Origin of the sequence: Polaribacter aquimarinus, from assembly GCF_003129485.1 — a bacterium.
GTDB lineage: Bacteria > Bacteroidota > Bacteroidia > Flavobacteriales > Flavobacteriaceae > Polaribacter > Polaribacter aquimarinus.
Genome location: NZ_QFFG01000007.1, coordinates 154,345 through 176,494, shown reverse-complemented (window position 1 = coordinate 176,494; position 22,150 = coordinate 154,345). Strand labels below are relative to the sequence as shown.

The 22,150-nt window shown below is 30.7% G+C and carries 16 protein-coding genes; 13 read left to right on the top strand and 3 right to left on the bottom strand.

The window, feature by feature from the left end:
• Positions 1-308: 308 nt before the first annotated feature.
• The 11 genes from thrS to DIS07_RS14670 all read left to right on the top strand — a co-directional run bounded on the left by thrS (position 309) and on the right by DIS07_RS14670 (position 15,133).
• Positions 309-2,249, top strand: a complete 1,941-nt coding sequence (thrS, locus tag DIS07_RS14720; RefSeq protein WP_109406027.1) for a threonine--tRNA ligase — start codon at positions 309-311, stop codon at positions 2,247-2,249.
• Positions 2,250-2,363: 114 nt separating this feature from the next.
• Complete coding sequence (gene infC, locus DIS07_RS14715) at positions 2,364-2,882, top strand: translation initiation factor IF-3 (RefSeq protein WP_262503150.1); 519 nt, start codon at positions 2,364-2,366, stop codon at positions 2,880-2,882.
• Between the two features lie 39 nt (positions 2,883-2,921).
• Entirely contained in the window at positions 2,922-3,119 is a 198-nt protein-coding gene (gene rpmI / locus DIS07_RS14710) for a 50S ribosomal protein L35 (protein WP_109406025.1), read from the top strand.
• A 103-nt stretch (positions 3,120-3,222) separates the two neighbouring features.
• Positions 3,223-3,567, top strand: a complete 345-nt coding sequence (gene rplT / locus DIS07_RS14705) for a 50S ribosomal protein L20 (RefSeq protein ID WP_109406024.1) — start codon at positions 3,223-3,225, stop codon at positions 3,565-3,567.
• A gap of 85 nt (positions 3,568-3,652) precedes the next feature.
• Positions 3,653-4,252 (top strand): hypothetical protein, encoded by a 600-nt coding sequence (locus DIS07_RS14700; protein ID WP_109406023.1) that lies wholly within the window; start codon positions 3,653-3,655, stop codon positions 4,250-4,252.
• Positions 4,253-4,459: 207 nt separating this feature from the next.
• Complete coding sequence (gene glgA / locus DIS07_RS14695) at positions 4,460-5,665, top strand: glycogen synthase (RefSeq protein ID WP_109406022.1); 1,206 nt, start codon at positions 4,460-4,462, stop codon at positions 5,663-5,665.
• 4 nt (positions 5,666-5,669) lie between these two features.
• Positions 5,670-6,935, top strand: a complete 1,266-nt coding sequence (locus DIS07_RS14690) for a glucose-1-phosphate adenylyltransferase (protein WP_109406021.1) — start codon at positions 5,670-5,672, stop codon at positions 6,933-6,935.
• A gap of 39 nt (positions 6,936-6,974) precedes the next feature.
• A complete protein-coding gene (locus tag DIS07_RS14685; RefSeq protein ID WP_109406020.1) occupies positions 6,975-8,912 on the top strand; it encodes an alpha-1,4-glucan--maltose-1-phosphate maltosyltransferase in 1,938 nt (645 codons plus the stop codon).
• 6 nt (positions 8,913-8,918) lie between these two features.
• Positions 8,919-10,547 carry a trehalose synthase gene (locus tag DIS07_RS14680; RefSeq protein WP_109406019.1) on the top strand — a complete coding sequence of 543 codons (1,629 nt, stop codon included), beginning with the start codon at positions 8,919-8,921 and terminating at the stop codon, positions 10,545-10,547.
• Positions 10,548-10,551: 4 nt separating this feature from the next.
• Complete coding sequence (gene glgB / locus DIS07_RS14675; RefSeq protein WP_109406018.1) at positions 10,552-12,459, top strand: 1,4-alpha-glucan branching protein GlgB; 1,908 nt, start codon at positions 10,552-10,554, stop codon at positions 12,457-12,459.
• A gap of 268 nt (positions 12,460-12,727) precedes the next feature.
• A complete protein-coding gene (locus tag DIS07_RS14670) occupies positions 12,728-15,133 on the top strand; it encodes a glycoside hydrolase family 31 protein (RefSeq protein ID WP_109406017.1) in 2,406 nt (801 codons plus the stop codon).
• Positions 15,134-15,646: 513 nt separating this feature from the next.
• On the opposite strand, the gene prfA is transcribed toward DIS07_RS14670, so the two are convergent.
• Complete coding sequence (gene prfA / locus DIS07_RS14665; RefSeq protein ID WP_109406016.1) at positions 15,647-16,723, bottom strand: peptide chain release factor 1; 1,077 nt, start codon at positions 16,721-16,723, stop codon at positions 15,647-15,649.
• Between the two features lie 70 nt (positions 16,724-16,793).
• On the opposite strand from prfA, the gene DIS07_RS14660 reads away from it, so the two are divergent.
• Positions 16,794-17,228, top strand: a complete 435-nt coding sequence (locus tag DIS07_RS14660) for a hypothetical protein (protein ID WP_109406015.1) — start codon at positions 16,794-16,796, stop codon at positions 17,226-17,228.
• A 150-nt stretch (positions 17,229-17,378) separates the two neighbouring features.
• The gene (locus tag DIS07_RS14655) at positions 17,379-17,975 is read left to right on the top strand and encodes a hypothetical protein (RefSeq protein WP_109406014.1); all 597 of its coding nucleotides are present in this window, start codon (positions 17,379-17,381) and stop codon (positions 17,973-17,975) included.
• A 224-nt stretch (positions 17,976-18,199) separates the two neighbouring features.
• Here the strand turns inward: DIS07_RS14655 and DIS07_RS14650 are convergent, their stop codons facing one another.
• Together DIS07_RS14650 and DIS07_RS14645 are read right to left on the bottom strand one after the other, a co-directional pair.
• Positions 18,200-20,749 carry an adenosylcobalamin-dependent ribonucleoside-diphosphate reductase gene (locus tag DIS07_RS14650; protein WP_109406013.1) on the bottom strand — a complete coding sequence of 850 codons (2,550 nt, stop codon included), beginning with the start codon at positions 20,747-20,749 and terminating at the stop codon, positions 18,200-18,202.
• 186 nt (positions 20,750-20,935) lie between these two features.
• The gene (locus DIS07_RS14645) at positions 20,936-22,114 is read right to left on the bottom strand and encodes an AIR synthase related protein (protein WP_109406012.1); all 1,179 of its coding nucleotides are present in this window, start codon (positions 22,112-22,114) and stop codon (positions 20,936-20,938) included.
• Positions 22,115-22,150 lie beyond the last annotated feature (36 nt).

The window sequence follows — 22,150 nt, the reverse complement described above, 5'->3', positions numbered from 1 at the left end:
TTTAAAAAATTAATATGATATTTTAATTATTCTATTAATCTTTAAAAACACTAGAAGCTCATGTTAGGGATTGAAACGACATCCTTTTGTGAGGAACGAACAAAAGATATAGTGGAAAACCCGACCTTTTTTTTATCAAAAAACATCTATAAGAACACCCCAACCAAAATCAAAGCCAAAAGCATTTTAATATTCACTTAAAAAAAAGGAACTCTAGTAAAAAAAAACATCTATAATAAGTACATATATATATTGTATGAAAAATTGTTTTCTAATATCTTTGCGCATCAAAATATATTATACATTAAATGATTAAAATTACTTTACCTGACGGAAGTGTTAAGGAGTTTATTAAAAATAGTACTCCTATCGATGTTGCTAAAAGCATCAGTGAAGGATTAGCAAGAAACGTGATTTCTGCAAGTTTTAACGGAACTACTGTTGAAACCACCACCCCACTTACCACAGATGGATCGTTAGTTTTATTTACTTTTAATGACGCAGGAGGTAAAAAAGCTTTCTGGCATAGTTCTGCCCATGTTTTAGCAGAAGCTATTTTAAGTTTTCATCCGAACGCAAAACTTACTATAGGACCTGCCATTGATAATGGATTTTATTATGACTTGGATTTAGGTGATGAAACAATTTCTGAGAAAGATTTTACTGAGATTGAAAAAAAATTCTTAGAAATAGCACGTGGTAAACACGAGTTTAAAATGCGTGAAGTTTCTAAAGCTGATGCTTTGTCATTATACAAAGAGGAAAATAATCCTTATAAAGTTGAGTTGATTGAAAATTTAACTGATGGTGATATTACGTTTTGTGACCACAGTAATTTTACAGATTTATGTAGAGGAGGACATATACCTAATACAGGAATTATAAAAGCGGTTAAAATTATGAACGTTGCTGGTGCTTATTGGCGTGGTGACGAGAAAAACAACCAATTGACACGTGTTTACGGTATTAGTTTCCCTAAACAAAAAATGTTAAAAGAATATTTAGAACTTTTAGAAGAAGCTAAAAAACGTGATCATAGAAAGCTAGGGAAAGAATTAGAATTATTCACCTTCTCTCAAAAAGTAGGTCAAGGTTTACCTTTATGGTTACCTAAAGGAGCTGCTTTACGTTCTCGTTTAGAAAATTTTTTGAAAGCTGCTCAGAAAAAAGCAGGGTATGAAATGGTAATGACGCCTCATATTGGTCAGAAAGAATTGTATGTTACTTCTGGACATTATGAGAAATATGGAGAAGACAGTTTTCAGGCTATAAAAACTCCGAAAATGGACGAAGAGTTTTTATTAAAGCCCATGAACTGCCCTCATCATTGTGAAGTTTATAATTTTAAACCTTACTCTTACAAAGATTTACCAAAACGTTTTGCTGAATTTGGCACTGTATATAGATACGAGCAAAGTGGAGAACTACATGGATTAACCCGTGTGAGAGGTTTTACACAAGATGATGCTCATATTTTCTGTACACCAGAACAATTAGATCAAGAATTTAAAGAAGTTATTGATTTAGTACTATACGTATTTGGTTCATTAGGTTTTGAAGATTTTACAGCCCAAGTATCCATAAGAGATATGGATAGCTTAGATAAGTATATAGGAGATGTAGAAACTTGGGAAATTGCAGAAAATGCAATAATTTCTGCAGCAAAAGACAAAGGTTTAGATTTTGTGATTGAAGAAGGTGAAGCTGCTTTTTATGGACCAAAATTAGATTTTATGGTAAAAGATGCTTTAGGTAGAAGTTGGCAATTAGGAACAATTCAGGTTGATTACAACCTCCCTAAACGTTTTGATTTAACCTACAAAGGGTCTGATAACGGATTACATAGACCAGTAATGATTCACAGAGCACCATTTGGTTCTATGGAACGTTTTATTGCTGTTTTATTAGAACATACCGGAGGAAATTTTCCACTTTGGCTAACTCCAGATCAAGTTATTATATTGCCAATCAGTGAGAAATATCAAAAATATACCAAAAAAGTTTTAGAATCGTTAGAAAATTCCGAAATTCGCGCCCTCGTAGATAACCGAAGTGAGAAAACAGGTCGTAAGATTCGTGACGCTGAAGTGAGTAAAGTACCATTTATGGTGATTATTGGAGAAAAAGAAGAAGAAAATACTACAGTTTCTGTAAGAAAGCACGGTGAAGGAGATATAGGAACTTTTACAATTGAAGAATTTATATCTCTAATTAAAAACGAAGAAAACAAAACATTGAAGAAATTTTAATTAAATTTGAATTTCGTCAAAGAAAATAAAAGACTGATCATCAGTTTTAAGTTAAATTTAAATTTATAAGTCATAGCAATACGTAGAAGCAGGTCGAGAAGACCATTAAGAGTAATCAAAGAAGATCAACACAGGATTAACGACAAAATAAAGTATGTCGATGAAGTTCGTGTAGTTGGTGAAAACGTTGAAGTTGGGGTTTACCCTTTAGCAAAAGCTAAAGCAATGGCCAGAGAACAAGAGTTAGATTTGGTTGAAATTTCACCAAAAGCAAAACCTCCTGTTTGTAAAATTATTGATTACAAGAAATTCTTGTATGAGCAAAAGAAACGTGAAAAAGCTCTAAAATCGAAAGCCACCAAAGTCACAATTAAAGAGATTCGTTTTGGACCTCAAACTGATGAGCATGACTATGAATTTAAAAAGAAACATGCCATTAAGTTTCTACAAGATGGAGCAAAGTTAAAAGCGTTTGTATTCTTTAAAGGTCGATCAATTATCTTTAAAGAGCAGGGACAAATTTTACTTTTAAAATTAGCTCAGGAATTAGAAGAATATGGTAAAGTCGAGCAATTACCTAAATTAGAAGGTAAACGTATGATTATGTTTATTGCTCCTAAAAAAACAAAATAGTTTTTCAATAATATTAAGCAAGTTAAAAACGAAGGAGAGATGCCTAAAATGAAAACAAAATCCAGCGCTAAGAAACGATTTAAAGTTACTGGTTCTGGTAAACTAAAAAGAAAGCACGCGTTTAAAAGCCACATCTTAACAAAGAAGTCTAAAAAACGTAAATTAAAGTTAACTCATGACACTTTAGTACACAAGTCTGATGAAGCTAACATTAAGCAACAATTAAACTTAAAATAGTTTAAAAAGGGAATTTAATTATTAACCATGGAATGTAGCAATTAAATTTATTTTTAATTAAAAGTACGAAGATTCGTCGCTCATTACAAAACACATTGAAATTATGCCAAGATCAGTAAATTCAGTAGCCTCAAGAAATAGAAGAAAAAAAATCTTGAAGGCAGCAAAAGGTTACTTTGGACGTAGAAAAAACGTTTATACAGTAGCAAAAAATGCGGTTGAAAAAGGTATGCTTTATGCATATAGAGACCGTAAAAACAATAAGAGAAACTTCCGTTCTTTATGGATTGTTCGTATTAACGCAGCAGCTCGTTTACACGGAATGTCTTACTCTCAGTTTATGGGTAAAGTTAAAGCAAACAACATCGAATTAAACCGTAAGGTTTTAGCCGATTTAGCTGTAAACAACCCAGAAGCTTTTAAGGCAGTTGTAGAAAAAATAAAATAAATAATAATACTTGCTTATAATTAAATCCCAAACTTTTTAGTTTGGGATTTTTTTTTTAATTTACGTATCCTTAAAAAACTATCTAATGAGATTACATTTATTGATTTTATTCTTTTTCGTTTCATCTATAACTTTTGGTCAGCAGGCAATAGAAGATAAAAATAAAACTATAGAAGGCCAGTTTAACAAAGTCTATAGAACCTCTACTACATATAATCCTAAAGACACACCCAAAAGGTATAAAGTAATAAATATTAAGAGTTACGAAGATTTAAAATCTAATATTTTAGATTCTATTACTATCTACAGAGAGCTGATTTCTAAAAAAGAAAGCTTATTAAAAACTGAAAGAGAAAATATTGAAAAAATAAAAACAAAATTATCTAAAACACAATTAGATTTAAAAATTGCTAACCAAAAAGAAAACTCAATTTCTCTTTTAGGAATAGAGTTAAGTAAAACAACATATAATATTTTACTTTGGGGGATTATAATCATTCTTATTATAAGTTTATTATACTTTATATTTAAGTTTTTTAGGAGTAATATTCTAACAAAAGAAGCTCAAGGAAATTTAATTAATGTTGAAGAAGAGTTTGAACAGCACAGAAAAAAATCACTAGAAAGAGAACAAAAGTTAAGGAGACAACTTCAAGATGAAATTAATAAACAACGAAATGCTTAACTTTAAATAATTTGGCTATTGTTAAATCCTTTATTCTCTTGTTATCTTACTATAAAATCATCAGTAATTTTAATATTTAAGAACCTAATATTATCATACTGATAATAATATTTTTACAAAAAATAATCTCTCTTTTATTTTGTAGTTTTGTAGCTGTTTTATATCTTAATAAACTGAAACAAACTAACTAAAAACTACAAATAATTTATGAAAGCCCTTTTCTTTACAAGAGAATTCCCTCCATATGTTTATGGCGGTGCAGGAGTTCATGTTGAGTATCTTGCAGAAGAACTAGCAAAGCTTATTAATATTGATGTTCGCTGTTTTGGAGATCAAAATGATAATAGCAAAAATTTAAATGTAAAAGGGTTTCCTTACGAAAATCCTGTTTTTGATAATGCTGATGATAAACTAAAAGCAGTTTTTAAAACATTAAGTACTGGACTTCATATGAATGCAGCTCCAATCGATGCAGATGTAGTACATTGCCATACTTGGTATGCACATTTTGCTGGAATTGTTGCTAAATTGTGTTATGGTATTCCTTTAGTAATCACAACCCACTCATTAGAACCTTTAAGACCCTGGAAAAGAGAACAATTGGGTCGTGGTTACGATGCATCCTCTTGGGTTGAAAAAACAGCAATCGAAATGGCAGACGCATTAATTGCTGTTTCTGAAGAAACAAAAGAAGATGTTTTAAAACATTTTAATGTTGATGAAAACAAGGTGAAAGTTATATACAATGGTATTAATTTACAACAATATGTAACAACATCTGAAACTTCTACCTTAGATTCATATGGTATTGACAAAAACAAACCTTATGTACTTTTTGTTGGAAGAATTACAAGACAAAAAGGAATAATCCATTTAGTAAATGCCATAAAATATATAGATTCTGACACTCAGATTGTTCTTTGCGCAGGCGCTCCAGATACTAAAGAAATTGGTGTCGAAATGGAAAATGCTGTTAATGAAGTTAAAAAGACTCGCGAAAATGTAATTTGGATTGATAAAATGGTCACAAAAGAAGAAATTATTCAATTATATTCTCATGCTGACGTTTTTTGCTGCCCATCAATTTATGAACCATTTGGAATCATAAACATAGAAGCTATGGCATGTAACACAGCAGTTGTTGCAAGTGCTGTTGGAGGAATTAAAGAAGTTGTTGTTAATGGAGAAACTGGTATTTTAGTCCCTGTTGAGCAACAAGATTCGGCTCCTTTTGAGCCAGTTAACCCAGATAAATTTGCTAAAGATTTAGCTAACGGAGTAAACAAACTAATCAATAATAAAGAACTTAGAGAGTCAATGGCAACTAAAGGTAGACAGAGAGTTGAAGAATATTTTGATTGGGTTTCAATTGCAAAACAAGTAGAAGAACTATACAAATCCTTAAAAAAATAACCAAATGATTAACAATAAAGTACTCGGAATTATCTTAGGTGGAGGCCAAGGATCAAGATTATACCCATTAACAAAAGACAGATCTAAACCTGCCGTACCTATTGCTGGTAAATACAGATTAGTAGATATTCCTATTTCAAATTGTATCAATTCAGATATTAAAAGGATGTATGTATTAACTCAGTTTAATTCTGCTTCTTTAAACGCACATATTAAAAATACATATCACTTTAGTTTTTTTAGTTCTGCTTTTGTTGATGTTTTAGCTGCAGAACAAACCATACATAGTGATAAGTGGTTTCAAGGAACAGCAGATGCCGTAAGACAGAGTATGCATCACTTTTTACAAAATGATTTTGAATACGCTTTAATACTTTCTGGAGACCAATTATATCAAATGGATTTTAATGATATGATTCAAAAACACGAAGAAAGTGGCGCAGAAATTTCGATTGCAACCTATCCTGTAAATGCAAAAGATGCTACTTCATTTGGACTTTTAAAAACTAATGAAGAAAACACAATTACATCTTTTATAGAAAAACCAGGTGCAGAATTATTGCCAAATTGGACTTCTGATGTTGGTGATGAAATGAAAGCACAAGGTAGAGACTACTTAGCTTCTATGGGAATCTATATTTTTAATAGAGAACTCTTAGTAAAACTAATGGAAAACCCTGACACCAATGATTTTGGAGGTGAAATAATACCTCAAGCCATTGAAAAACACAAAACATTAAGCTATCAATATGAAGGTTACTGGGAAGATATTGGAAATATAGATTCTTTCTTTGAAGCTAATTTAGGTTTAACAGATGATGTTCCTCAATTTGATTTATATAATGAAAAAGGTGTCTATACAAGAGCTCGTATTTTACCTACATCAAAAATTTCTGGTTCAATCTTAAATAAAGCTGTAATTGGTGATGGTTGTATAATTCAGGCAGAAAAAATTGAACGATCTGTAATTGGGATTCGTTCTAGAATTGGTAAAAATAGTTTGATTTCCAATACCTACATGATGGGTAACGATTTTTATGAAACATTAGAACAAGTTGCTGAAGAAAAAATCGAAATAATGATGGGTATCGGTGATCGATGCTATATACACAATTGTATTGTTGACAAAAACTGTAGAATTGGCGATGATGTAAGAATTAATGGAGGACCACATATTGAAGATATTGAAACTGATACTTATATGGTAAAAGATGGTATTGTAGTCATCAAAAAAGATGCAACCATTGCAAAAGGAACTATAATAGGGTAATTATTTTTTCATTTTTATTTTCAAAAATTAACTAAATTAATGCAAAATCAAAGTAGAATTGTAGTAGAAAATGTTACTCCACAAATAAATTGTGGAAATGTATATATTAAAAGAGTCGTTGATGAAATTGTTAATGTAACAGCAGATGTTTTAGTAGATGGTCATGATATTCTACAGGCTAGTGTTCTCTACAAACATGAAAGTGATAAAAGTTGGACAGAAATAAGAATGTATCCAACTTTTAATGATGAATATACTGCTAGTTTTTATACATCAAAACAAGGCTTTTACTCTTACAAAGTTGAAGGTTGGGTGGATTATCTTTTGAATTGGCAACATGGTATAGAAAGAAAAATTGACGATTATCAGCACGTTAACTCTGAACTTTTAGAAGGTGCTGAATTAATATCTTCGATAATTGATAAGGTTTCTAATGATGAAAAAGATTACTTATTACATTTAGTATACATTTTTAAAAATAATGAAACTTACGCAGAAGCTATTAAAGAGGCGGTTTCAGAAAAACTAACTTCTATTTTTAAATCTTATCCAGAAAAATTTTTAACAGATTCTTCTAAAGAATATCAAGTATATGTAGATAGAAAAAAAGCAAGGTTTAGTACTTGGTACGAATTTTTCCCTCGTTCTGCTTCAGAACAAAAAGGTAGACACGGTACATTTAATGATTGCCACCGTTTACTACCTAGAATTGCAAAAATGGGGTTCGACACTTTATACTTCCCTCCTGTTCATCCTATTGGAGAAGTTAATAGAAAAGGTAAAAACAATACCACTGTTGCTCAAGATGGAGATGTTGGATCTGCATGGGGAATTGGATCAAAATATGGAGGTCATAAAGATTTACACCCAGAATTAGGAAGTGTAGAAGATTTTAAAAACTTAATATTTGAAGCACAAAAACAAGGTATAGAAATCGCTATGGATTATGCATTACAAGCAGCTCCAGATCATCCTTGGGTTACAGAACATCCAGATTGGTTTAAATGGAGACCTGATGGGACTGTACAATATGCAGAAAATCCACCTAAAAAATACCAAGATATTCTACCCATTTATTGGGAAAGTAAAGATTATAAAAATCTATGGCAAGAATGCTTAGACACACTTTTATATTGGATTGACTTAGGTATTAAAGTTTTTAGAGTAGACAATCCTCATACAAAACCTTATTATTTCTGGAATTGGGTAATTACTGAAGTAAAAAAACAACACCCAGACATTATCTTTTTAGCTGAGGCCTTTACAAAACCTAAAGTAATGCAACAACTAGCAAAGCAAGGTTATACACAATCGTATACTTATTTTACTTGGAGAGATTCTAAACATGAGTTAATTGAGTACATGAAAGATTTAACTCAAACTGAACAAAAAGAATATATGCAACCAAATTTCTGGCCTAATACACCTGATATAAATCCCTATCATTTGCAAGGTGCTCCAGAGAGTAAATATTTGCAACGTTATGCTTTGGCAGCAACATTAAGCTCAAGTATTGGAATTTATGGTCCTGTATTTGAACAAATGATTAGCGAACCTATTCCTGGTAAAGAGGAATATTATATGTCGGAAAAATTTCAACTTTGTCATTACGACTGGTTTAAAGAAAATAAAGTAACAACGATTATCTCTAAAATTAATCAGATTAGAAAGGAAAACGAATCTTTTCAACAAACCAATAATATTAAGTTTTTAGAAACAGGTAATGACCAATTAATTGCATTTTACAAATGGAATAATGACAAGACTAACGAAACGTTAACAATAATAAGTTTAGATGCATGGAACGCTCAGTCTGGTTCTGTTCAATTACCATTACAAGATTTAGGGATTCATCACGGTCATAAAATTGAAGTTGTTGATTTAGTTACTAGAAATAGCTATAATTGGTACAATGAATGGAATTATGTACAATTGCATGCTACATTACCTTTTCACATTTTTAAAATCAATAAATAATCATTGATGATAGAAAAAACAAACTCAAAATCTAATTCTATGCTATTTTCATCAGAAAGTAAATGGGAAGAATTAATCAAAGATAAAGATTTTGTAAACGTTTTTTTATCAGATGTCTTAGAGGATTATATTCTTAAACAACGTTGGTATGGTGGAAAATCTAGCAAACTTAAATATGTAGAACTTAGCGAGTATTTTAGAATTCAACAAACAGGAGAAGTTTATTTTGGTTTAATTTTAGAAGTTAATTTTGTAGAAGCCTTTTATCATCATTATTTTTTACCAATAGCTTTTATTACAGATAAGAAATATGCTAAAGAAGGTAGAATTCTACCCATAAAATTAAAGAATCAAGAAGGTTATATTATTGATGCTATGCATCTAGAAGCCTTTCGAAAAGTAGTTTATCAAAGAATTAGTTCTGCTTTACCAGTTGATAAAACACCTGTTCAATATCATAAAACTGAAGCGTTTAGTTTCCCCAAATACGAATCTTCACGATTTATGGGGGTAGAACAAAGTAATACTTCTATTATTTATAATGATGCTTTTATCTTAAAGTTTTTTAGAAGAATTTATGCTGACAAAAACCCTGATTATGAGATGAGTCGTTTTTTATCTGATAAAAAAGATTTTAAAAATACTCCTCCATATTTGGGAAGCATGAATATTATCGACTCCGAAAACACTAACATTACTATTGCTTTAATGCAAAAATTAGTACCTAATAATGGTGATGCTTGGGAATACTTTTTAAAAGAATTGCAGATGATTTTTGCTTCTATAGACAAAAAGAAGATTCAATTTAAAGACTTACCAGAAATCGAAATGTTTAAAAGGAGAAAAATAGTAGAACTTCCTCCTCAAATTGTTGATTGGTTGGGATTAAACCTTTTCAATAAAATTCAACTTTTAGCGCAAAGAACAGCTGAGATGCATATAGCGTTAGGTTCTGAATTCGAAGAAACAGCATTTACACCTACTCGTTTTAATGGCGACTATACAGTTTGGTTAAAAAATAGATTAACATATCAATTTCAAAACAGGTTAAATTTAACCGAAAATAATTTACACAAATTAGAAGGAAATTCTTTTAAATTAGCTCAAGAGTTTTTAGACAATAAAAATGAAATTAGAAAACGATTGGTTAACTTTGATTGGACAAAATTAAAAGGAGAACGTATTAGAATTCATGGTGATTATCATTTAGGGCAAATTTTAGTACAAAATGAAGATTTCTGCATCTTAGATTTTGAAGGAGAGCCAGAGAGTACTATCAGAGATAGAAAGGTTAAACAACCACCATTAAAAGATGTAGCTGGTTTATTTAGATCTTTTCATTATGCAATTTATTCTACTATTTTTACACATCAAGAAAATTATTCTAAAACTCAAGAAGAACTTTTTGAATATGGAGAATTATTATATAAATACTTGGTTTCTGTATTTTTAGAAATATATAGGACCAAAACACAAGAAGCTAACCTTTCTATAGGTTACACTAAAGAAAGAATTTATTTATTAAAATATTGCTTATTAGAAAAAGCAATTTACGAGTTAGGCTACGAGCTTAACTCTAGACCCAAATGGACAATTATTCCGCTAAAGGGTATTGCAAACATTTTGAACTCATAAAATTATGGCACAAACAAAAGTACACAGTCTTTTCTCAGAATTCGATATCAGCCTTTTTCAAGCAGGTAAACACTATCGTTTATACGAAAAATTTGGTTCTCACATTATTACAGTAGACGGAGAAAAGGGAACTTATTTTGCTGTTTGGGCTCCAAGTGCTAAAATGGTTTCTGTTATAGGAGATTTCAATTTTTGGTTAGAAGGAGAACATCAACTTAATGTTCGTTGGGACGGAAGTGGAATCTGGGAAGGTTTTATTCCTGGAGTTGATAAAGGAGCTACTTATAAATATAAAATTCAAAGCGCCAACAACGATGTAAGTACTGAAAAAGCAGATCCATTTGCTAGAAGATGTGAACATCCTCCAAAAACAGCATCAGAAGTTTGGGAAGATGATTATAAGTGGAAAGACAAAAAATGGATGAAAAATAGAAAAAAGAACAATGCACTTGATGCTCCATTTTCTGTATATGAAGTTCATTTAGGTTCTTGGAAAAAACAAATAGAAGAAAACCGTTTTTTAAGCTATAGAGAATTAGCCGACGATTTAGTAAACTACGTTGATGAAATGAATTTTACTCACGTAGAATTTATGCCTATTATGGAATATCCTTATGACCCAAGTTGGGGATATCAATTAACAGGATATTTTGCGCCAACTTCGCGTTTTGGATACCCCGATGAATTTAAATATTTAGTTGATAAATTTCACGAAAAAGGAATTGGAGTCTTGTTAGATTGGGTTCCATCTCATTTTCCTTCAGATGATCATGGATTAGGTTTCTTTGATGGCTCGCATTTATACGAACATCCAGACAGAAGAAAAGGATATCATCAAGACTGGAAAAGTTTAATTTTTAACTATGGCAGAAACGAAATTAAATCGTTTTTAATCAGTAATGCTATTTTTTGGCTAGACCAATATCATGCAGACGGTTTAAGAGTAGATGCTGTTGCATCAATGCTATTCTTAGACTATTCAAGAAAAGATGGTGAATGGGAGCCAAATATGTTTGGTGGAAATGAATATCTAGAAGCCATCGATTTTATTAAAGAAATGAATGCTGCTGTATATGAATCATTCCCAGATGTTCAAACCATTGCAGAAGAATCTACTTCTTTTCCTAAAGTATCAAGACCTATTTATGATGGAGGTTTAGGTTTTGGTATGAAATGGATGATGGGATGGATGCACGATACTTTAGACTATTTTGAAAAAGAACCTATTTATAGAAAACATCATCAAAATGATTTAACATTTAGTTTAAATTATGCTTTTACTGAAAACTTTATGTTACCACTTTCTCATGATGAAGTTGTCTATGGTAAAAAAGCAATTGTAGATAAAATGCCAGGTGATGAATGGCAAAAATTTGCTAATTTAAGATTGCTATATAGTTTAATGTATACACATCCAGGAACAAAACTATTATTTCAAGGAGGAGAGTTTGGACAAACAAGTGAGTGGAATTTTCAAGGCAGCTTAGATTGGCACCTACTAGAGTATGATGTGCATAAAGGTGCACAAAATTTAGTAAAAGATTTAAATAAATTATACAAAAAAGAACCCGCTCTACATCAAAAACAATTTTCTCACGAAGGATTTGAATGGATAGATCATGGCGATCACCAAAACTCAGTAATGTCTTACATCAGAAAAGGAACAGAGGAAAAAGATAATATTATAGTTGTATTAAATTTGACTCCTGTACCAAGAGAAAACTATAGAATAGGTTTACCAAAAGCAGGAACCTTATCACAAATTTTTAATAGTGATGATAAAAAATTTAACGGTACCGGGAACTATAAAAACACAAAACTAATTTCTGATAAAAAAAGTTGGAATAATAGAGAAGATTCTATTGAGTTAAATTTACCTCCTTTAGGTATGCTTACTTTCAAATACAAATAAAATTAATAATTAGCCTTTTTTTTTAATATATTCACTATCAATATAACAAAAAAGAAGGCTGTTTTTTTTATACTTCACAAAATACTTAGTCTATTTTAAGACTTTAAAAAATCTTTCAAAACAATTATCAATTCCTTAATTTTTAAATAAATAAGCAATATTTTTGCTCTATATTTAGACGAATACGTTATCGTAAAAAAAGAGTTTTAAAGTTAACGCTTTGGTAAAGATTTACGATTTTTACCTCACAAAACAAACAACCGAAACAATGATTGTTAATACAGAATTAGAACAAAAAGGAAATTTATTTCCATCAGAAATTATAAATTATAAGAAAGATGTAGATACGCTTTTTTTTACTACAAAAAATAATGTTGTTTTACAACTAACAGTGGTTAGAGATAGTGTAATTAGATTTAGGTATTCTACTACCGGTAAATTTGATAATGACTTTTCTTATGGTGTAACCATTCATGCTTCAAGAGGATATAACTTTTTAGAAGTTACAGAAGATAAAACAAATTATATTATTACAACATCAAAATTAATTTGTAAAGTTGAAAAAGCAAGTTTACAAGTTAGTCTATATGATGCTAAAGATGGAATCTTAATAAACCAAGATGAAATTGGTTTTCATTGGGAAGAGAGTTATGAGTATGGTGGAGACATCGTAAAAATGAGTAAAATTTCTCAAAAAGCAGAAAGTTACTATGGTTTAGGAGACAAACCTGTTGATGTAAACTTAAAAGGTAAACGATTTGAAAATTGGGTAACAGATTCTTATGCTTTTGGTAAAGATACAGATCCAATTTATAAAGCAATTCCATTCTACACCTCAATACATCATAATAAATCTTATGGTATTTTCTTTGATAATACTTTTAAAACACATTTCGATTTCGCACAAGAAAGAAGAAATGTAACTAGTTTTTGGGCCCAGGGTGGAGAAATGAATTATTATTTCATCTATGGTCCAAAAATGGAAGATGTAGTTGCCAATTATACAGATTTAACAGGGAAACCTCATGCTTTACCTCCATTATGGGCCTTAGGTTTTCATCAATGTAAATGGAGTTACTACCCTGAAAGCAATGTTAAAGAAGTAACAAAAACATTTAGAGATTTACAAATTCCATGTGATGCTATCTATCTAGATATTGATTATATGGATGGATTTAGGTGCTTTACTTGGGATAAAAACTACTTCCCTGACCCAAAAAGAATGGTTAAGGAATTGGAAGACGATGGTTTTAAAACGGTAGTTATTATCGATCCAGGAATTAAAATTGATTTAGAATACGATGTTTTTAAGGAAGCTTTAGATAAAGATTATTTTTGTAAACGTGCAGACGGACCTTATATGAAAGGAAAAGTTTGGCCGGGTGAGTGTTATTTCCCTGATTTTACCAAACCAGAAGTTAGAGAATGGTGGTCTGGTCTTTTTCAAGAGTTAATAGAGGACATTGGAGTAAAAGGAGTATGGAATGATATGAATGAACCAGCTGTAATGGATGTTCCTAATAAATCTTTTCCAGATGACGTTCGTCATGATTATGATGGAAACCGTTGTTCTCATAGAAAAGCTCACAATGTTTACGGAATGCAAATGGCACGCGCAACATATCATGGTTTAAAAAAATACTCTTATCCAAAACGTCCATTTGTTATTACAAGAGCAGCTTATTCTGGTACTCAACGTTACACATCTACTTGGTTTGGTGATAATGTTGCTACTTGGGAGCATTTAGCAATTGCTAACAATCAAGCACAAAGAATGGCTATGTCTGGTTTTTCTTTTGCAGGATCTGATATTGGAGGGTTTGCAGAGCAACCACAAGGCGAGTTATTTGCACGCTGGATTCAACTAGGAATTTTCCATGTTTTCTGTAGAGTTCATTCTTCTGGAGACCATGGAGATCAAGAACCTTGGGTTTTTGGTGATGAAATTACAGATATTGTAAGAAAGTTTGTTGAAATCAGATACCAACTATTACCTTATTTATATACAGCATTTTGGAATCATATTAATAATGCAACACCCATCTTAAAATCTTTAGTTTTATTTGATCAAGAGGATCAGCATACACATTACAGAAGTGATGAGTTTGTTTATGGAGAACATATTTTAGTTTGTCCAATTCAAGAACCCAATGCTAAAGGAAGAAGAATGTATATTCCAAGAGGAAAATGGTATAACTTCTGGACAGATGAAGTCGTTGAAGGTGGAAAAGAAATGTGGGTAGATGCAGAATTAGACAGCATGCCAATCTTTATTAAAGAAGGAGCAGTAATTCCTAAATATCCTGTACAACAATATGTTGGTGAAAAAGATTTTGATGAAATTTCTTTAGATGTATATTACAAAGAAGGTAAAGAAAAATCTCAATTGTATGATGATGCTCATGATGGTTATGATTATAAAAAAGGAAGATATAGTTTACGTACTTTTAAATTAACAGGAAAGAAAAATGAATTTATTCTGCAACAGCACAAACAAGGTAAATTTGATGCTGCCTATAAAAAGTTTAACGTAGTTTTACATAATTTACCATTTACAATAACATCTGTACAAGTAGATAATGTGGAAATTTCTTTAGACAACATTCAAAATGGAGGAACTCAATCTATCACTATTGATAAAGAGTTTACAGAACTACATTTATTTAGTAAATAATTAAAAATCTAACCGTTTTTGGTGAGCCATCTCACCAAAAATGGTGATAAAAAAAATACCCCATAAATGGGTATTGTAAGAAATTTATTACAGTTATATATTTGTGATATAATTCTTACCCCAAGAATAAGATATTTAAGATTTCTTAGATATTTGTTTAACACAAAAAGCGATTAATAGGTCCCCTAAACTTTAATCGCTTTTTTTTATACCCAAATTTTAGACACCTCTTTTCATTCTCCTCACCAAAAACAGTGATAAATCTAACTGCTTTTGGTGAGGTAAAAAAAACCCCATAAATGGGTATTGTAAGAAATTTATTACAGTTATATATTTGTGATATAATTCTTATCCCCAAGAATAAGATGTTTAAGATTTCTTAAATCTTTGTTTAAAACAAAAAGCGATTAATAGGTCCCCTAAACTTTAATCGCTTTTTTAATACATATATTTTAATAAAAAACCTCAAAAAATTAATTTTGAGGTTTTAAAATTTATTCTTAACAAAAGATATTAAATACCATCACCTAATTCTTTTAATTTTTCTGTATTTTCTGCTAACATCAATTCATCAATAATTTTCTGAATATCACCATTTACAATATTTGATAAATCATACAATGTTAAATTAATTCTATGGTCAGTAACACGTCCTTGAGGATAATTATAGGTTCTAATCTTAGCACTTCTATCTCCAGAAGTAACCATAGAACCTCTTTTTGCTGCATCTTCAGCTTGTTTTTTAGCCAATTCTAGATCGTACAAACGAGAACGTAACACCTTAAAAGCCTTCTCTTTATTTTTATGTTGACTTTTTTGATCTTGACACTGTGCAACCAAACCTGTTGGAATATGCGTTAAACGTACAGCTGAATATGTTGTATTTACAGACTGACCTCCGGGACCAGAAGAACAGAAAAAGTCTATACGAACATCTTTGGGATTAATTTCTACATCAAACTCTTCAGCCTCAGGGAAAACCATACATGTAGCTGCCGATGTATGCACACGACCTTGAGTTTCGGTTTGAGGAACACGTTGTACACGATGCACACCAGCTTCAAATTTTAAAGTACCATAAACATCATTTCCAGAAACTTCAAATTGAATTTCTTTAAATCCGCCATTCGTACCTTCTGAATAATCTACTGTAGAGACTTTCCACCCCTTACTTTCACAATATTTAGTGTACATTCTAAACAAATCTCCTGCAAATATACTGGCTTCATCCCCTCCAGTTCCAGCCCGTAATTCTACAACTGCATTTTTAGAATCTTCTGGATCTTTTGGTATTAATAAAAATTTAATCTCTTCTTCTAATTCTGGTATTCTTGTATTAGCTTCTTCTATTTCCATTTTGGCCATCTCTACCATTTCAGCATCAGAACCATCAGCAATAATCTCTTTAGCTTCCTCTATATTTCCTACTAAAGATTGATATTCATCTCCCTTTTTTACAACATCACCTAAATCTTTATATTCTTTCATTAATAGCGCATATCGCTTTTGATCCATAATGATTTCTGGTTGGATGATTAAATCAGAAACCTCGTCATAACGCTGCTTTACAATTCTTAATTTATCTAACATTTGCTATCTTTTCTTCGATTGCGAATTTACAATTTTTATAGGTATATTTGAGAATACCTAACTACTTTTTATGAAATCGATTGTATTGTTTTGTTTGTTATTTATTTTAATTTCTTGCAAAGAAGAAAAAAAAGAAGTTCAAAACCCTTCATTTTTAATTGGTGAATGGATTAGAACCAACAACAAAAAAGAAAGTATTACTTACGAATTTTGGAAATCTGACTTCACTGGTTTAGGATACACTTTAAAAAATAAGGATACTGCTTTTAAAGAAGTTTTAAGTATTGTAAAAATTAACGACACTTTACATTTAGAGGTAAAAGGGGTAAATGAAAATCCGACATTATTCAAGTTTACAAATCAAACCGATACTTCTTTTGTTTGTGAAAACCCGATAAATGAATTTCCTAAAAAAATAAAATATATTTTAGACCGTAAACAGTTAAAAGCAACTGTATCTTCAGATGATTTTGTAATTGATTTTGTATTTGATAAATTGCACTAATCTAATTAATTTAGTTTTTTCTTAAATCAGAAATCGATAGCTTCATTATCGTCAGATATAACGAATTAGAACTCGCCATATAATTAAAGCTAGGCACAAACATGAAAGTGAATAAAAACTCAAACAATTTCGATAAAATTGAATTAATAAATGAAAAAAAAAGTTTTAATAACATCGAGTATTCTTTACTTAATTATCGGAATTTATTTCTTTGTTAAATTTAACTTTGGAAATTCTTTTACATCATCTATAATATCGAAAAAACTTGAAAGTGAATGGGATAGTTCTGAAAATATTGGTAGAATTAACAATTCTAACGAGAAAATTACATTTAGAAAAATTGATATCATAGTTCTTTTAAATGGAAAAAAAATTGGAGATGTGAATTCAACAAATCCTCTAATAATTGATTTGAATAATGATAATATAATTGTTAAAAACGGAATATTTTTTAAGTCCTGCAATGCTAATTTCACTAAATATATTCATCAGAGTTTTAAATCAAATACTGATTTAACATCAATAAAAACAGATATTAATGGAAAAATTAATTATAGTGTTAATTATGAAATTAAGGGAAATAAGAGCTATAAAGAAACCAAAGAAATTATTACAAATCTAATTATGCAAGACATCTATAAGAATGCTAAAAGTAGCATTAAGTTTGGAATTCCTGAAATAAAGAGTAACAAATATCGAACAGAAAAGGAAAAAAAGATGAATAATAAAAATTTAATTAAATTATAAACAAAACGCCAGTGCCTGACAGCGTGTATATTTTATTGCTTTCTTTTATCCAACTTACGAAAATCCTCGCGGATTTTCTATTTAGTTTTTATTTGCTAAATTTCGATAAACCAATGCAACAAAGCATACACAAACACGATAACGTCATGTAAATTCCTACATAAAAAAATCTCCAATACAGAATTCTGTATTGGAGATTTTTTTATAGCATTTCAAAACTTATTTTATCCACATTTAGAAGAACCACAATCTTTACATGTTAAGCATCCTTCTTGGTAAATGAGCTCGCTAGAATTACAATTATCACAAGTTTGTCCTTTGGCTTTTGTACCATTTTCCACATAACGTTTAAGGGCTCTTTGTACCCCATTTTTCCAAGTGTTTATCGATTCTGAATCTAACTGTAAACTTTGTATTAACTCAATTACTTTATTAATCGGCATTCCGTGTCTTAATGTTCCTGAAATGAGTTTTGCATAGTTCCAAAATTCTGGATTGAACTTGTGAGAAAGTCCTTCTATCGTTGTTTTATAGTCTCTTTTATTTTTGTATTGAAAATCATAACGCGAAGTTCCATCTTCATTTCTGCTTTTAATAATCAACCCTTTTTCTACTGAACGCGGAATTAAAATCCCGTCTTCATCATCAACCAAACCCGTAAAAATTTCATAGGGATTATCATCAAAAATACCTACAAAAGCAATCCATTTTTCTTTCTGATTTTGAAAACGAACCACATCTGCTTCTAATTCTAGTGGTCTTTTTTTAGGAAAATTAGTGTTATTTTTTTTATCTTTCTTTATATCATCTGTAGCAATTAAAACTCCAGATCTTGATCCATCTCTATACACAGTAACCCCTTTACAGCCAACTTCCCAAGCTTTTAAATACAATTCACCAACCAATTCTTCTGTTGTATCATTAGGTAAATTAACGGTAACACTAATAGAATGATCAACCCATTTTTGAATAGCTCCTTGCATGGTTACTTTACTCAACCAATCAATATCATTAGAAGTAGCTTTGAAATAAGGTGATTTTTTCACCAAATCATTCAATTCTTCTTGCGAATAATTATTTTTAGTATCGATTCCATTAATTTCCATCCATTGTTTAAATCGATGATGAAAAACCACAAACTCTTCCCAAGAATCCCCTACTTCATCAATAAAATCTACTCGAACATTTTTATCATTAGGGTTCACCTTTTTTCTACGTTTGTACACTGGCATAAATACAGGTTCGATTCCTGATGAAGTTTGTGTCATTAAACTTGTGGTACCTGTTGGAGCAATAGTTAATAAAGCAATATTTCTACGTCCGTGTTCTAACATATCATAATACAGCTTATTATCAGCTTCTTTAAGTCGCAATATAAAAGGATTTTCTTTTTCTCTATCTGCATCAAAAATTGAAAAAGCCCCTCTTTCTTTTGCTAAATTTACTGATGCTCTATAAGTTGCAATAGCCAACGTTTTATGAACTTCAGCAGAAAATTTATTTCCTTCTTCACTTCCATAACGAATGTCCAAAGCCGCTAACATATCACCTTCTGCAGTAATACCAATACCTGTTCTTCTACCTTCGTAGGCTTTTTGTCTGATGTTTAACCATAGATTTTTTTCGTTGGATTTTACATCATCTAACTCTGGGTCTACATCTATTTTTTCTAATATTCTATCTATTTTTTCTAACTCTAAATCTATGATATCATCCATCATTCTTTGTGCAATAACAATATGTTTTTTGAATAATGGGAAATTGAATTCAGCTTCTTTTGTAAACGGATTTTCTACATAAGAAAATAGATTTATAGCTAATAATCGACAAGAATCATAAGGACATAAAGGTATTTCTCCACAAGGATTTGTAGAAACCGTTTTATAACCTAAATCTGCGTAACAATCTGGAACAGATTCATTGATGATTGTATCCCAAAATAAAATTCCAGGTTCTGCAGATTTCCATGCATTGTGTACTATCTTTTTCCAAATTGCATTGGCATTTATAGTAGTTTTATACAAAGGGTTTTCACTAAAAACAGGATATTTTTGAGTGTACTCTTTTCCTTCTTTTATAGCTTTCATAAAAGCATCATCAATTCTAACAGATACATTGGCACCTGTAACCTTACCTTGCTCTAATTTTGCATCAATAAAATCTTCTGCATCTGGATGATTTATAGAAACAGACAACATTAAAGCTCCCCTTCTACCATCTTGTGCCACTTCTCTTGTTGAATTGGAATAACGTTCCATAAAAGGCACTATCCCTGTAGATGTTAAAGCAGAATTTTTAACTGGTGAACCTTTTGGACGAATATGAGACAAATCATGACCAACTCCACCTCTACGCTTCATCAACTGAACTTGTTCTTGGTCTATTTTTAAGATTCCGCCATAAGAATCTGACTCACCATTATTACCAATCACAAAACAATTTGATAATGATGCTATTTGAAACGGATTACCAATTCCTGCCATTGGACTTCCTTGAGGAACAATATATTTAAAATTTTTAATAACTTCAAAGATTTCTGATTCCGAAAGCGGGTTTATATATTTATCTTCAACTCTAGCAATTTCTGATGCTATTCTTCGATGCATATCGTTAGGAGAGCTTTCGTAAATGTTCCCTTCAGAATCTTTGAGGGCATATTTATTTAGCCATACAGTTGCTGCTAATTCGTCGTTTTTAAAATAAGTAAGTGCCGTTTGAAGCGCCTCTTCTCTTGTCACCTTTTTTTTGGGTGAGAGTAAGGTTTTAGAATTCATTATGATATATTGTTATTAAGTTGATTTTAAAGTGAAGGTAAGTTCACTAAAAATCAAAACTTAAAAACTGACATTTATCATAAGGTTTCAGAGAAAAATATTTAAAAACCTATTTATCAGGAGTTTAAATAATTATCAACAATAAAAAGTTAACAAATAAATGAATTTAAAATTCAGATGTTTTCATTAGTATTCAAAAACTCCAAACTCGCTTTTTATTGTCAATTTCTTACTTTCTGATGCTTGTACACTTCCTATAATTTTAGCATCTACATTAAAAGATTTAGAGATGGAAATAATATCTTCAGCAATTTCTGGGGAAACGTAAATTTCCATTCTATGTCCGCAGTTAAATACTTGATACATTTCTTTCCAATCAGTTTTCGATTGCTCTTGTATCAATTTAAATAAAGGCGGAATTGGAAACATATTGTCTTTTACAATATGCAAATTATCTACAAAATGTAAGATTTTAGTTTGTGCACCTCCAGAACAGTGAATCATTCCGTGTACTTTATCAGAAGAAAAGTTTGATAAAATTTCTTTTATAATTGGTGCATAGGTTCTTGTAGGTGATAATACTAATTTACCAGCATCTATTGGCGAATTTTCAACAGTATCTGTCAGCTTTGTATTACCTGAATACACTAAATCATAAGGAACAGCAGCATCAAAACTTTCTGGATATTTATCTGCTAAATATTTATGAAAAACATCGTGTCTTGCAGATGTTAATCCGTTTGAACCCATACCTCCATTATATTCGGTTTCGTAAGTAGCTTGCCCAAAAGATTCTAAACCTACAATTACATCACCAGCTTTTATGTTTGCATTATCAATAACATCTGTACGTTTCATACGCGCAGTTACAGTTGAATCTACAATGATAGTTCTCACCAAATCACCAACATCTGCAGTTTCACCACCTGTAGAATGTATGGTAACTCCGAATTTTTTTAAATCTTCAATCAATTCTTCAGTTCCGTTGATAATTGCAGATAAAACTTCACCAGGAATTTTGCTTTTATTACGTCCAATAGTTGATGATAACATAATATTATCGGTTGCACCTACACATAATAAATCGTCAATATTCATAATTAAAGCATCTTGGGCAATACCTTTCCAAACAGAAATATCTCCTGTTTCTTTCCAATACATATAAGCTAAAGAAGATTTTGTACCTGCTCCATCTGCGTGCATAATTAAGCAATAATGATCATCATTAGTTAAATAATCAGGAACAATTTTGCAAAATGCTTTCGGAAATAAACCTTTGTCTATATTCTTAATAGCATTGTGTACATCTTCTTTGGATGCAGATACACCTCTTTGTGCGTAACGTTTAGAAACTTCTTGACTCATTTTTGTTGTGTTGTGAGCTGCAAATTTAGTCTTTTA